The organism is Pseudomonas sp. HMSC063H08, assembly GCF_001813645.1.
In the GTDB taxonomy this organism is placed as follows: Bacteria; Pseudomonadota; Gammaproteobacteria; order Pseudomonadales; family Pseudomonadaceae; genus Pseudomonas; species Pseudomonas aeruginosa.
This window is the reverse complement of the sequence record NZ_KV813415.1, coordinates 97,081-110,858: the sequence shown is the minus strand read 5'-3', so window position 1 is coordinate 110,858 and position 13,778 is coordinate 97,081. Positions and strand designations below refer to the sequence as shown.

The 13,778-nt window shown below is 59.5% G+C and carries 10 protein-coding genes and 2 pseudogenes; 6 read left to right on the top strand and 6 right to left on the bottom strand.

What is annotated here, in order from left to right; genetic code table 11:
* The first annotated feature begins 386 nt into the window (after positions 1-386).
* The 5 genes and pseudogenes from HMPREF2924_RS10510 to HMPREF2924_RS10490 all read left to right on the top strand — a co-directional run bounded on the left by HMPREF2924_RS10510 (position 387) and on the right by HMPREF2924_RS10490 (position 8,092).
* Complete coding sequence (locus HMPREF2924_RS10510; protein ID WP_003117281.1) at positions 387-1,649, top strand: TolC family protein; 1,263 nt, start codon at positions 387-389, stop codon at positions 1,647-1,649.
* The gene (locus HMPREF2924_RS10505) at positions 1,646-3,106 is read left to right on the top strand and encodes an efflux RND transporter periplasmic adaptor subunit (protein ID WP_003117282.1); all 1,461 of its coding nucleotides are present in this window, start codon (positions 1,646-1,648) and stop codon (positions 3,104-3,106) included. The genes HMPREF2924_RS10510 and HMPREF2924_RS10505 overlap by 4 nt, the downstream gene beginning before the upstream one ends.
* Complete coding sequence (locus tag HMPREF2924_RS10500; protein WP_003117283.1) at positions 3,103-6,252, top strand: efflux RND transporter permease subunit; 3,150 nt, start codon at positions 3,103-3,105, stop codon at positions 6,250-6,252. The genes HMPREF2924_RS10505 and HMPREF2924_RS10500 overlap by 4 nt, the downstream gene beginning before the upstream one ends.
* 145 nt (positions 6,253-6,397) lie before the next feature.
* Positions 6,398-6,640: pseudogene (locus tag HMPREF2924_RS10495) on the top strand (co-regulatory protein PtrA N-terminal domain-containing protein); the annotation flags it as partial.
* Positions 6,641-6,770: 130 nt separating this feature from the next.
* Positions 6,771-8,092, top strand: a pseudogene (locus HMPREF2924_RS10490) (OprD family porin).
* 177 nt (positions 8,093-8,269) lie between these two features.
* Here the strand turns inward: HMPREF2924_RS10490 and HMPREF2924_RS10485 are convergent.
* The 6 genes from HMPREF2924_RS10485 to HMPREF2924_RS10455 form a co-directional block, all read right to left on the bottom strand.
* Positions 8,270-8,713, bottom strand: a complete 444-nt coding sequence (locus HMPREF2924_RS10485) for a DUF411 domain-containing protein (protein ID WP_003246746.1) — start codon at positions 8,711-8,713, stop codon at positions 8,270-8,272.
* A complete protein-coding gene (locus tag HMPREF2924_RS34245) occupies positions 8,703-9,545 on the bottom strand; it encodes a c-type cytochrome (RefSeq protein ID WP_003139525.1) in 843 nt (280 codons plus the stop codon). The genes HMPREF2924_RS10485 and HMPREF2924_RS34245 overlap by 11 nt, the downstream gene beginning before the upstream one ends.
* 9 nt (positions 9,546-9,554) lie before the next feature.
* Positions 9,555-10,646 carry a copper resistance protein B gene (locus HMPREF2924_RS10470; protein WP_023095630.1) on the bottom strand — a complete coding sequence of 364 codons (1,092 nt, stop codon included), beginning with the start codon at positions 10,644-10,646 and terminating at the stop codon, positions 9,555-9,557.
* The gene (locus tag HMPREF2924_RS10465) at positions 10,636-10,947 is read right to left on the bottom strand and encodes a hypothetical protein (RefSeq protein WP_003246749.1); all 312 of its coding nucleotides are present in this window, start codon (positions 10,945-10,947) and stop codon (positions 10,636-10,638) included. Before HMPREF2924_RS10465 ends, HMPREF2924_RS10470 begins: the two co-directional genes overlap by 11 nt.
* 12 nt (positions 10,948-10,959) lie before the next feature.
* Positions 10,960-12,783: a copper resistance system multicopper oxidase gene (locus HMPREF2924_RS10460; protein ID WP_003139530.1), complete on the bottom strand. Its 1,824-nt coding sequence runs from the start codon at positions 12,781-12,783 to the stop codon at positions 10,960-10,962.
* 193 nt (positions 12,784-12,976) lie between these two features.
* On the bottom strand, positions 12,977-13,183 hold the full coding sequence (locus HMPREF2924_RS10455) for a co-regulatory protein PtrA N-terminal domain-containing protein (protein WP_003139535.1): 207 nt from the start codon (positions 13,181-13,183) through the stop codon (positions 12,977-12,979).
* Between the two features lie 290 nt (positions 13,184-13,473).
* Here HMPREF2924_RS10455 and HMPREF2924_RS10450 point away from each other — a divergent pair, with 290 nt between their 5' ends.
* Positions 13,474-13,734 (top strand): BufA2 family periplasmic bufferin-type metallophore, encoded by a 261-nt coding sequence (locus tag HMPREF2924_RS10450; RefSeq protein ID WP_004577564.1) that lies wholly within the window; start codon positions 13,474-13,476, stop codon positions 13,732-13,734.
* Positions 13,735-13,778: the final 44 nt, after the last annotated feature.

Here is a 13,778-nt window from a genome sequence, read left to right as displayed (position 1 = left end):
ACCTTCGGCGGTGTGGCTTTCAGCATGCCGGCACAACCTTGCCCGATGCAGAGCGCCGATCATCAGGGCCATGCAATGGCCGATGCTCCGTGCTGCGAGCAAATGGACACGTCTGATGGGGTGGCCAATAAGTCCCCCTGCAAATCCGGCCAGGAATGCAAGACCGGAGGACTTCTCCAGACCACCGTGATCAAGAGCATATCCCCTCTCCCCTCACGCCCCGAGATATTGCTGACCCAGTCGGTGATTAAGCGAGAGCCCGCAGGACTCTGGCGCCCTCCTCGTTTCGTCTAATGCCGTGATCATCCCGCGCCTTACAGTCAGGCGCATCGTCGCGACCACGTTTCGTAGCTGCGACCTCGATCAATCGCATTGGAGGCGAAAGCATGTCCGCTTTCCTTTTTCCACGCCGTGGCTATCTCGGCGTGTTGGCTGCCGCATTCTGGGCAGCTCCCTGGCTTGCCGCGCAGGCACAGCCCCTAACCTTCGAACGAGCCCAAGCTCTGGCCGAACAGAGTGCCCCTGAGAACCTCGCGCGCCAGGCGCAGGTGGCATCGGCACAGCAGGCTGTAGGGCCCGCAGACGCCTTGCCCGATCCCAAGCTGATTATAGGCATCGACAACCTGCCGATCGAAGGCCCTGACCGTTACACACTTAATCGTGACTCCATGACCATGCGCCGCATTGGACTCATGCAGGAGGTACCAAACGGCGACAAGCGTCTGGCCCGTCGCCAACTGGCCGAAGCCTCCATGACGCGGGCCGAGGCCGAGCAGCGTGCCATGCAGTTGGAAATCAAGCGCCAGACGGCAGTGAGCTGGCTGGACGTATACTACGCCGAACGCAGTGTTGGCCTCTTCGATCAACTGGACCGTCAGATCGAGATGCTCCGCTCGACCGTGCAATCGCTGATTGCCGGCGGTAGTGCTCAGCCTGGCGAGCTGTTGCAGGCCGACCAGGAAGCTTTGGCGTTACAAGATCGGCGAGATGAACTGAATCGCGATGTGGCAGTAGCTCGTGCCAAGCTGCGCCGCTGGATAGGCAACGAGGCTGACCAGCCTTTGCAAGGAGATGTTCCCAATCTGAACCTGGTGGCACCGCACCTGCAGCAACGCATTGCCTCACACCCTGAGTTGCGCGCTGCCTCCGCCCGAGTCGGCGAGGCTAGCGCCGAGCTGAACGAGGCCATCGCCGAGAAGACCCCCGACTGGGGTGTTGAGTTTGCCTACAACAATCGCGACAACCAGTTCGGCGATATGGTGATGGTGCAATTCACGTTCGACCTGCCGTTGTTCGTAGGCACACGTCAGGGGCCCAAGATCAACGCCAGACAACAAAGCGTGTCGCAGATGGAAGCCGAGCAGGAAGCATTACTGCGCGCCCATCAGGCTGAGCTGGAAGGCGGTATTGCCGAGCTTGAGCAACTGCGCAGGACCTTGTCACGCACCGAAAAAACCTTGATCCCGCTTGCAAGCAAACGTGCCGATCTCGAACTGGCCGCCTACCAAGCCGGTAACAGCCAGCTCACATCCGTTATTACTGCCCAGCGCGACCTGATTGATGCGCAACTGCGGCAGATTGAACAGCAGCGCAAGTTGAGCCAGCTCTCCGCAAGCCTGTACTACGCCTATGTGGAGGGCCTGAAATGAAGATATCGACATTTGGTTTTGCGGTCGCCGTGCTGACCGTGGGCATTGGCGCGGCGGGCGGTGGCTACTGGCTGGCCCAGCGGCAAGCCAAACACGAGCTACTGCCTAGCTCCGCACCGACGGACGAGCGCAAGGTGCTCTATTGGTACGACCCGATGCAGCCTGAGCAGCGCTTCGATAAACCGGGCAAGTCACCTTTCATGGATATGGAGCTTGTCCCTAAATACGCAGGATCCGAGCAAGATCCGTCTGTCCTGAGCGTCCCCGCTCAAGCCGTGCAGAACCTCGGAATGCGAACCTCGACGGTGATCCGCGGTGTACTGCCCTCGGATATCGAGGTGGTCGGCTCCCTGGCCTATAACCAGCGAGAGGTAGCGAACCTCCAGGCCCGCGCTGGCGGATTCGTCGAGCGGGTTTACGGGCGTGCCCCTGGCGATGTACTGCCAGCTGGAACACCCCTGGTCGACCTGCTGATTCCCGAGTGGTCCGCCGCGCAGTTGGAGTTCCTCGCGGTACTGCGTACCGGTGACGCCCGCTTGATCACTGCGGCCCAAGAGCGCCTCCGCCTGCTCGGCATGCCACAAGCGTTGATAGAGCAGGTTCGCCGCAGCGGCAAACCGCGGGCAGTGCAAACCCTCACCACACCTATCAGCGGCGAGCTCCAAGCCTTGCAGGTACGCGCCGGGATGACCGTTGAAGCCGGGCAGGATCTGGCGTTGATCAACGGGCTGTCCAGTGTCTGGCTCGATGCGGCGATACCCGAGGCCATGGCCGGAAGTATCCAGGTCGGGGACGAGATCCGCGCCAACCTGACGGCCTTTCCTGATCGACCGCTGCTGGGCCGCGTCATAGCCTTGCTGCCGAGTGCCGATCCGCAAACGCGCACGCTCACGGTACGCAGCGAGCTACCCAACCCTGCCGGTAAGTTGCGCCCCGGCATGTTCGCCGCCGTACGCCTGAACAGTGCCGTCGAACAATCCACGCTTCTTGTGCCGAGTGAAGCCGTGATTCGCACCGGCAAGCGTGCATTGGTGATGCTGGCCGAAGGCGACGGACGCTACCGCCCCCAGGAAATCACCTTGGGCCGCGAGGCCGATGGGCGTCTGGAGGTGTTGTCCGGTCTCGAGGAAGGTCAGGCGGTCGTTACCTCCGGCCAGTTCCTCATCGATTCGGAAGCCAGCCTGCAGGGCATCCTGGCCGGCAATGCAGAACAGGACAGCACGGAGGGGCTGCATGTGTCTCACGGTGTGATTCGTGCTCTGGACGCGGAGTCAGTCACCCTGGAGCACGGGCCCTTCGAGAGCCTGAATATGCCAGGTATGACCATGGCTTTTCCATTGGTCAGCTCAGAAGTAGCTGTGGGACTTAAGCCAGGAGATCACGTACGTATCGGCGCCCGCCAGAAAAACTCCGGCCTGATGATCGAGCAGCTCAGCAAGGAAGGAGACCAGCCATGATCGCACGCCTGATCCACTGGTCTATCGGCAATCGCTTTCTGGTGCTGCTGGCGACCCTGTTCATCACCGCCCTGGGCATCTGGTCGCTGCGCAACACGCCGTTGGATGCACTGCCGGACCTATCTGACACCCAGGTCATCATCAGAACCAGCTTTCCCGGACAGGCACCGCAGATCGTCGAGAACCAGGTGACCTACCCACTGGCCACAACCATGCTCTCGGTACCGGGGGCGAAGACGGTGCGCGGCTACTCGTTCTTCGGCGACTCCTTCGTCTACGTGCTGTTCGAGGACGACACCGACCTCTACTGGGCGCGCTCGCGGGTGCTGGAGTACCTCAACCAGGCGCAGGAACGCCTGCCCGAGGGTGTTACCACCACCCTTGGGCCGGATGCCACCGGCGTGGGCTGGATCTACCAGTACGCCTTGGTCGACCGCAGCGGCCAGCATGATCTTGCCCAGCTGCGGGCACTGCAGGACTGGTTCCTCAAGTACGAACTCAAGAGCCTGCCCAACGTAGCCGAAGTGGCCACCCTCGGCGGCATGGTCAAGCAATACCAAGTGCTGCTCGATCCGCAGAAGCTGGTGGCTTATGGGGTAACTCAGCAGGAGGTCGAAGCGGCGCTGAAGAGCGCCAATCAGGAAACCGGCGGCGCCATCCTGGAGCTGGCAGAGCGCGAGTACATGGTGCGGGCTTCAGGCTATCTAGAGAGCCTGGCGGATTTCCGCAATGTGCCGCTGCGGGCTTCGGCCAGCGGAGTTCCGGTGCTGCTGGGTCAGGTGGCCACCATTCAGCTGGGGCCAGAGATGCGTCGTGGCATTGCCGAGCTGGATGGCCAGGGTGAAGTGGTAGGCGGCGTGGTCATCTTGCGCTCCGGAAAGAATGCCCGCGATGCCATCGCCGCGGTGAAGACCAAGCTGGACAGCCTGAAGGGCAGCTTGCCGGCCGGCGTCGAGGTGGTCACCACCTATGACCGTTCGCAATTGATCGACCGCGCCATCGATAACCTCAGCTACAAGCTGCTGGAAGAGTTCGCGGTGGTTGCCCTGGTTTGCCTGATCTTCCTCTGGCACCTGCGCTCGTCGCTGGTCGCGATCATCACCCTGCCCCTGGGCATCCTGATGGCCTTCATCGTCATGCGCTACCAGGGCGTCAATGCCAACATCATGTCGCTGGGCGGGATCGCAATCGCCATCGGCGCCATGGTCGATGCCGCCGTGGTGATGATCGAGAACGCGCACAAGCACATCGAGGCCTGGAAGGCTCGACACCCCGGTGAACCGCTTCAGGGCGAGGCGCACTGGCGGGTGATCGGCGAAGCTGCGGCCGAGGTCGGGCCGGCGCTGTTCTTCAGCCTTTTGATCATCACCCTGTCTTTCCTCCCGGTCTTCACCCTGGAGGCCCAGGAGGGTCGCCTGTTTGGCCCGCTGGCATTCACCAAGACCTATGCCATGGCTGCCGCTGCTGGCCTCTCGATCACCTTGGTACCGGTGCTGATGGGCTACTGGATTCGTGGGCATATCCCCAGCGAACAACAGAACCCCTTGAATCGTTGGCTGATCGGTGCATACCGGCCGGTGCTGGAGTGGGTGCTGGCTTGGCCTAAGGTGACCCTAGCGCTGGCCTTGCTAGTGTTTTTGTCCAGTCTCTGGCCCCTCAGCAGACTCGGAGGAGAGTTTCTGCCGCCGATGGACGAGGGCGACTTGTTGTACATGCCATCAGCCCTGCCCGGCTTGCCGGCCAGCAAGGCCACCCAGCTGCTGCAGCAAACCAACCGGATGATCCTCACGGTGCCCGAAGTGGCACGGGTATTCGGCAAGGCCGGGCGAGCAGAGACCGCCACCGATCCAGCACCGCTGGAAATGTTCGAGACCACGGTGCAGTTCAAACCACGCGATCAATGGCGCGCGGGGATGACACCCGAAAAGCTGATCGAGGAACTGGATCGCGCGGTAAAAGTTCCGGGGCTGTCCAATATCTGGGTGCCGCCCATCCGCAACCGCATCGACATGCTGGCGACGGGGATCAAGAGCCCCATTGGGGTGAAAGTGTCCGGAACCTCCTTGGTCGACATCGAGCGCATAACGCGCGATATCGAGGCCGTGGCCAAAGAGGTGCCTGGGGTGAGTTCGGCCTTGGCAGAACGCCTTACTGGCGGCCGTTACGTGGACATCCAGATCGATCGACTGGCCGCGGCGCGCTATGGCCTGAGCATCGCCGATGTGCAGGCGGTGGTATCGGGCGCCATCGGCGGCAGCAATATTGGTGAGACGGTTGAAGGACTGGCCCGCTTCCCGATCAACCTGCGCTATCCCAAGGAGTGGCGAGATAGTCCGCAGGCACTACGGCGTATGCCGATCCTCACGCAAGCCGGCCAGCAGATCACCTTGGGCACCGTCGCCCAGGTTAGTCTGACCGAAGGGCCACCAATGCTGCGCAGCGAGAACGGGCGTCTGTCCGGTTGGGTGTATGTCGATGTACGTGGGCGCGACCTGGCATCGACCGTGCGCGAGTTGCAGCAACGCGTCGCCGAGCGGGTACAACTCGACGCCGGCATGACCGTCTCCTACTCCGGTCAGTTCGAATTCCTCGAGCGCGCCAATGCGCGGCTGGCCTGGGTGGTGCCGGCGACTCTGTTGATTATCTTCGTGCTGCTCTACCTGACTTTCAGCCGCTTCGGCGAGGCCCTGCTGATCATGGCCACCCTGCCCTTTGCCCTGTCGGGCGGCATCTGGCTGCTCTACTGGTTCGGCTTCAACCTGTCGGTGGCCACCGGCGTGGGCTTCATCGCCCTGGCCGGCGTCTCGGCCGAGTTCGGGGTGATCATGCTGCTGTACCTGAAGAACGCCTGGCATGCGCGTGTGGATACCGGGCGCAGCGGTGATCCGGCCCTACTGGAGGCAATTCGTGAAGGCGCGGTGCTGCGTGTGCGGCCCAAGGTGATGACGGTGGCCGTGATCATCGCCGGCCTGTTGCCAATCCTCTGGGGCGGAGGTGCCGGATCTGAGGTGATGAAGCGCATCGCCGCGCCCATGGTCGGCGGCATGATTACCGCGCCGCTGATGTCCATGTTGGTTTTGCCGGCCGCGTACTGGCTGATGCGAAGGCAGCGTACACAGAAGGTTCGCGCACCGCAGGAGCTATAGCTTTACAAACCCGGGCAAGCCACGCGCCAAGCTGACTCGCCCGGGTAACGCGGCAGGAAGCATTACGGCGATGTAACTTTGACTTCATTTTTATGACAGGTTGAGCGGATATATTTTAATCACCACCTTGAAGGAGTGATTAAACATGAAAAGCCTCAAAGTTATTGCAGCCCTTGCCGCTATGGTTGTTTCCTCTGCCACTCTGGCAGAAGGCGGCGCTGATCGTGTTTATGGTCGGATGATTCAGGCCAATGAGCAGGCCATGCAAGAGTATGCTGCCGCTAACGGAAAGAATCCGCCTGAAGTTATTCATTACCGCTACGGCATGAAACTCGATATCGCCAGGGTCGTGGCCACTACCCCGACGGACTCTAGCTGCGGTGTAATGTAATTTCCAAGTCACCCTGACGTTATTTGGCATGTGGAAATATGACCAAGGCGTGCCTGGCTATGCCCGGCGCGCTTGGCACATATATGCGACCACACAATGACAACTGCCAATAACATCAGGAGCATTTATGAATAACAGAACCCTGTTAGGACTTTCTCTGCTCACTCTGAGCGTCAGTACCGGGCAAGCTGCAATGGCCGCCGACGAGAAAGGCGAGGGATTTATCGAAGGCAGCAGCCTGACCATCCTCAATCGAAATCTCTACTTCAACCGTGACTTCCGCAAAGGCCAGTCCAGCAGCTCGGGTAATGGCTATTCGGAAGAGTGGGCGCATGGCGTGATAGGCCGATTCGAGTCTGGCTTCACCGAGGGCACCATAGGCTTCGGTGTCGATGCCTTTGCCATGCTAGGACTTAAACTTGACACTGGCGACGGCCGTTCAGGAGCCGGTGGCTCAGTCGATGTGCTGCCTTACAACAGCCTCGGGCAGGCTGAGGATAACTACTCCAAACTGGGTGGCGCGGTGAAAGCTCGGTTCATGGATACCGAGATCAAGGCAGGCGACGTCTTTCCCGTCAGCCCGGTCGTCCAATACGGTGATGCACGGCTTTTACCGGAGAGTTTTCGAGGTGTCACCGTGGTCAACAGCAGCGTGGAAGGACTGTCGCTTCAGGGCGGTCGCCTCCACTCGATGAGCCAACCCAATACCAGCAGCATGCGCGACGGCTTCGCTACCTTCTACGCGGGCGAAGTGGACTCGCCATGGATCGCCTATTTCGGTGGTGATTACACGCTTACAACGTCGGCTTTAGTCTCTACACCAGCCGCCTCAAGGATGCCTGGAATCAATATTACGCGGGCACCACGCTGAGCTACCCGCTTGCGGACGATGTCGCCTTGATCGGCGGGCTGAACTACTACAAGGCGGTCGATGAAGGGAAGCAGCTCCTCGGGAGCTTCGATAACAACATCTGGAGCGGCAAGGTCGGCATCCAATTCGGCGCTCACACAGTGCTGGTGGGTCTCCAGCGCAACAATGGCGATGATGACTTCGACTACTTGCGCCAATCGGACTCCATCTACCTCGACAACTCCATCCAGTACAGCGACTTCAACTCGCCGAAGGAGAAGTCATGGCAAGTGCGCTATGACCTGGATATGGAGCCTTTCGGTGTGCCTGGGTTGAGCTTCATGACTCGATATGCCCAAGGCTGGGATGCCGACTACAGCAACGCCAACGAAGTCTATATGCGCCGTGATGACAACGGCGATCCGTTGACCAACCAGAAGCGCTGGGAGCGGGACATCGAGGCCAAGTACGTTGTGCAGTCTGGGTCGTTGAAGGACATGTCCTTTCGCATTCGACAAGCCACGACTCGCGCCACCGACTTCGAGTCGGATTTGGATGAGTTCCGCCTGATTGTCGAGTACCCGCTGGAAGTTCTCTAACCCTGGCAAGCGAGCGGGTTGATTGCCCGCTCGCTCCTTGGTCCTGCTGTCCCCTCGTAGTGCTCCTTTGGTTTGGAGACAGCCCTTGGCGCCCTAGGGCGCCTTTTTTACTTAGGTTAAAGGACGTATGAAAATGAGTCGGCCACTACACACAAGCGGCCGTGCTGGCAGGCAGTACTACTGGGCGGGATATTCTGCAACGACCTGATCAGAACCCGTCTTGGTCAAGCCAATGACCTGGTAGGCATGCTGTACGCCATCGACTTCCATGCCGGGGGAGCCCGCCGGCATCCCGGGAACAGCGATGCCCAGCAGATCATCGCGCTTGGTGAGTTCGATGACCTGAGCCGCCGGCACATGACCTTCGACGAACTTGCCGTCAATCACCGCGGTGTGGCAAGACGCTAACCGTGGCGCGACGCCCAGTCTTTGCTTCACTGCTGTCATGTTGCTTTCAACATGGTCGACGACTTTGAAGCCATTCGCTTCGAGGTGTGAAATCCACTTCTTGCAACATCCGCAATTGGCATCACGATGGACATCAATCGTCAGGGCATCAGCTGCTTGAACCGCAGACGTGACGGAGAGAGCGGCCAGTAAGGCCAGATATTTAGCTTTCATGTACGTGCTCTTTGCCATCGGCGTGGGTGTGGGTCTTGGGCGAGGCGTTCGGAGCCTGCTCGGCGTGATGATCACCTCCGTTGGACGACGCCTCATCTCCAGCATGGTGGTCATCGCCACTCATATCCGAATGGTGACCTGCCTTAGGTGCGGAGCCACCCTCGCTATCCGTAGCCGCGGCATCGTGATGACCAGGCTCTCCAGCATCACCTGATCCATGATGGTCATCGCCACCGCCACTATTGTCATGATGGCCAGGCTTGTTGTCGCCGTGCTGTCCTTCATGGTTATGCATCTGCGTTTCCCCACCACCGTGCTGATGGCCGCCACTGGATGCGACGAGTGTTTGGTATTGCTTGGCATCCATCGTCGGCAGTTGGTTGAGGAAGGCAACCATGCCCCAGATGTACTCGTCTCCCATGCTCTTGCCCCACGCAGGCATACCCGTTGCCTTGATGCCATGCTTGATCACCCAGAACGCTGCTGACGGATTGCCATCGACACCGATCTTGGCGAGGTTGGGGGGCGCAGGATAAAGCGATTGGCTTAGCTCGGTCTCCGCCACACCTGGCGCCAAATGACAGCCGATACACATGGAGTTGTAGTTGCCCGCACCGGCGCGAATAAGAGCTTGATCATCCAGGTTGGGAACCTCGATGTCCCGCGAACGGACTTCGATAGAGCGGTCACGGGCCATCGTGAGAAACGCATGCACTGCAGGAAAATGGGGATCGTCGGCCCCCACGTTGACCACGCCAAAGTAGGCGCCGGCCAGGACAGCTGTGCTACCGACCACGCCGGCCGCCACCAAAGTTTTAATTGTTCTTTTCATGTCAGGTTCTCAAAACCACATCCGGATACCGGCGACAAAACGCGCCTCGTCTACATCACCGCCCTCGTCGCGCACCATGTCTGCCGTGTTGCCATAGGAGCGGCTCCAGGAAACCCCGACATAGGGAGCAAACTGTCTGACAATCTCGTAACGCAGACGCAAGCCGAGCTCGGTATTTGCCAACCCAGACCCCACACCTCGCTCAGGATCGTTCTTGCCGTAGAAGTTCATTTCGGCAGTTGGCTGGAGAATCAGCTGGTTGGTCAGCAGAATGTCGTACTCGCCCTCCAGTCGGGCAGCAGTTTGGCCATTCTCGCCGACGAAGGCCGTGGCTTCGGCCTCAAAGGCGTAAAGCGCCATGCCCTGGATACCGAAGGCAGCCCAAGTCTGCGGCGACTCCGGTTTAAAGTCCTGGCGAACGCCCGCGACGACATCCCACCAAGGGCCGATCGAGCGGCCGTACAGCAGCTGTAATTCAGCGTCCTCGGTAACGCCGTTGGTACGCTCGCCTTCGGAGCGGAACCAGACCCGGTTGATATCACCGCCTACCCAACCCGACGCATCCCAGGCCAGGGTGCTGCCCTCATCTGCGTCTTGGTATTCGAGCTGATCGAGCAGGAAAAAGCTGTTGATGGCGCTGTCATGCACCTTGTGGCCAGGCAGTGGCGGGAAAGCCGCTTGGCGATCAGCATCCGTCAGAACGGGAATCGGCGTACGACTGGTAGTTCTCGGGGCTTCAGCGGAGCCATGGTTCATCTTCGAATGATCCATGCCCTCCATCTGTCCCTGCATGGTGCCGTGTCCCATCTTGCTGTGGTCCATGGCTGGGGCCTTCTCTTGGCTCTGGCTGTGGCCCATCTGGCTATGGTCCATGCTGCCCGATTCGCTCTGCATGGCACCATGATCCATCTTGCTGTGATCCATGCCCTCCATCGGCGCTTTGGCGGAACCGTGGCCCATCTGGCTGTGGTCCATCGACATGGAGCCGTGCCCCATTGCCGAATGATCCATTTCTTCCGCAGCCTGGGTAACGCCGCCGCTGAGTGCACTCAGCGACACGGCCAGCGCTATGAGGGACGGGCGTGAAAACCTAGTGGTCATGGTTCGAACCTGCTTCGGCTTCGGTGCCGCCATGCTTATCCATCATCTTCTCGTGCCCCATATCGTCATGGTTCATACCCTCATGATCCATGGCGCCATGATCCATCTGATGGCCAGCGGCCTTGCCTTTCGATTGATCTGCAGGCTTGTCACTGGCGTCGGGCGCAGCCGACTCGGCAGCATGTTGTTCGTGCTCGCTGTGCCCCTCACCTGCCAATGACGTCGGCGCGTGCAGAACAGCCAAAAGACTGAACATCGCTGCGCTGCCAAACAGGGCATTACGCTTCATAAAAGTACTCATCAGAAATCTCCTTTACTCATCCACACGGACTTCACGGAACATGCCCATTTCCATGTGGAGCAACAGGTGGCAGTGGTAGGCCCAACGCCCCAACGCATCGGCGGTCACCCGATAGCTGCGCTTGGAACCTGGCGGCATGTCGATGGTGTGTTTACGCACCAGGAAATTGCCGTTCGCATCCTCCAGATCACTCCACATGCCATGAAGATGGATCGGATGAGTCATCATGGTGTCGTTGACCAGCGTGATGCGAACACGCTCGCCGTACTTGAGGCGCAGAGGCTCAGCGTCAGAGAACTTGATGCCATCGAAGGACCAGGAGAATTTCTCCATGTGCCCGGTAAGGTGCAGCTCGATGGTGCGACTTGGTTCGCGACCATCCGGATCAGGGAAGGTGCTGCGCAGGTCAGAGTAAGTCAGGACGCGCCGGCCGTTATCACGCAGGCCGATACCTGGGTCGTCCAGCTTGTGCGTCGGCGTCATGGTCTGCATGTCGACCAAAGGATTGTTGGTCTCTGAGGCCGGGTGTGCCTGCATGTTGCCAGCCATGCCAGCCATGCCAGCCATGCCAGCCATGTTTGAATGATCCATTCCGGCCATCTGGCTGTGATCCATACCAGCCATGCCACCCTGCATGCTGCCATGATCCATTCCCGCCATATTGCCCTGATCCATCCCGGCCATGCTCCCATGATCCATGCCGCCCATGCTGCCGTGGTCCATGCCCATGTCACCCATGGCAATCAGTGGGCGCGGGTCAGGGCTTGGTACCGGTGCACTCAACCCTTCCTGTACCGCAAGGGTGCCGCGCGCATAGCCAGTGCGATCCATGGATTGAGCAAAGACGGTGTAGGCTTGCTCGCTATCGGGCTCGACTATCACGTCGTAGGTCTCGGCTACGGCGACACGGAACTCATCGACGCTGACTGGTTTGACGTGCTGGCCATCGGCCGCGACTACCGTCATCTTCAGGCCGGGGATACGCACATCGAAGTACGTCATGGCCGAGGCATTGATGAAACGCAGACGAATCTTCTCGCCCGGTTTGAATATGCCGGTCCAGTTGCCATCAGGTGCCTGGCCGTTCATCAGGTAGGTGTAGGTGTAGCCACTGACGTCGGCGAGATCAGTCGGGCTCATCTTCATTTCGGCCCACATCTTACGGTCGGCTACGGCGGCGGACCAACCCATCTCGCTTACGTCATCGATGAAGTCACCAACGGTGCGTTTGTGCTGGTTGTAGTAGTCCGACTGTTTCTTGAGCTTGGCCAGTACCCGCGTTGGATTTTCATCCGTCCAGTCGCTCAGCAACACGACGTAATCACGGTCGTAACTGAAGGGCTCGGGCTCCTTGGCATCGATGACCAGCGCACCGTATACGCCGACCTGCTCCTGGAGCCCAGAATGGCTGTGATACCAGTAGGTGCCGTTCTGGTTGACCTTGAACTTGTACTCATACATGCCATCAGGGGCGATGCCATGGAAGCTCAGGCCAGGAACGCCATCCATGTTCGCCGGCAGGATGATGCCGTGCCAATGGATGGAGGTGTCCTCCTTGAGGCGGTTGCGCACGCGCAATGTGACGGTATCGCCTTCGCGCCAACGAAGAATCGGCCCAGGGAGCGAGCCGTTGATGGTCATGGCCGTGCGCGCTGCGCCGGTGATGTTCACCGGGGTTTCACCGATGAATAGGTCGAATTCGTTACCAGTCAGTACGTTGGGCTGGCCGGGGCTGTTCACCGCCCAGACCGGCGTGCGCCACAGGCCAAGTCCGCCGATAATACCGGTGGCTGCCAGGCCTTTGACGAAGGTGCGCCTTGTGGTTTTGCTTTGCATGCCGTTTTGTCCAATCCGTCAAATGAGCCGGTGATGGTGTGCCCGGTCTCGGGTTCATGGCTGCTTCAATGTCGGGTATTTACCCCTCAACTTTCCACGTCGGTGCATTGCACAAGCCTTACCGACGATGAGCAGTATGAAACTGCCATATCCCAACCATCCGGGTGATTACATTTCTGTAAGGTAGATGACTTCAGCAGTTGGTGTGCTCTGCTTGCTCGGTTGGACTGCTGGCTACAGGAGCCTCAACTTTCTGCTGCTGGGCCACCCGGTAGGCCTCCAGAGACGTCTGGCGTGCCTGCTCCATGCGCGCGAAGGTTCGGTCAGCACCACCTTCAGCCATTGCCAAGCTGGAGATGCTCAGAGCAGTAACTACAAGCAGAGCTTTGATCGATTTCATTTTGGGTATTCCTCGTAAGTTAAGTGGTCCCTGCAACTGCAGAGGCCGAGCTTTAGGCTCGATGTCACGTTAACTAAGAGGGCCTGTCAGCAACCTGAGCCGAACATTACAGTTCTGTCAGGTTGCTATTTCTTTCTTGTAGCCCATCCAGAAGGCTCGGTACTGTCTTTCATGCCCTCATAAAGCCTTGCGAATTTCTTGAGAGGGCATGCTCGGCAGCGATGCCTAAGCTACTCAGGGTAATTCGCACCCGCGGATAAGACCACCAACAATTAAGAGAGATTGTCACTATGTCGAATAAATCCAACGTCGCTACCGGTGCCGCTCTGGCTCTCGTGGCCGCCAGCCTGTTTGCTACCCTGCCTGTCCAGGCCGCCCAGGACACCAAAGCAGCTGAAGTGAAGTGCTTCGGCGTCAACGGTTGCAAGGGCCAGAACGACTGCATGACCGCCAAAAATGCCTGCAAAGGCCAGGGAGAATGTAAAGGCCAGGGTTTCAAGCTGATGACTCAGGCCAAGTGCGATGAGGCCGGTGGCAAGACCAGCGAATAATGCCGTTGCGGGGAGTGCCTGCCACTCCCCTGCTGGAGTCTTGA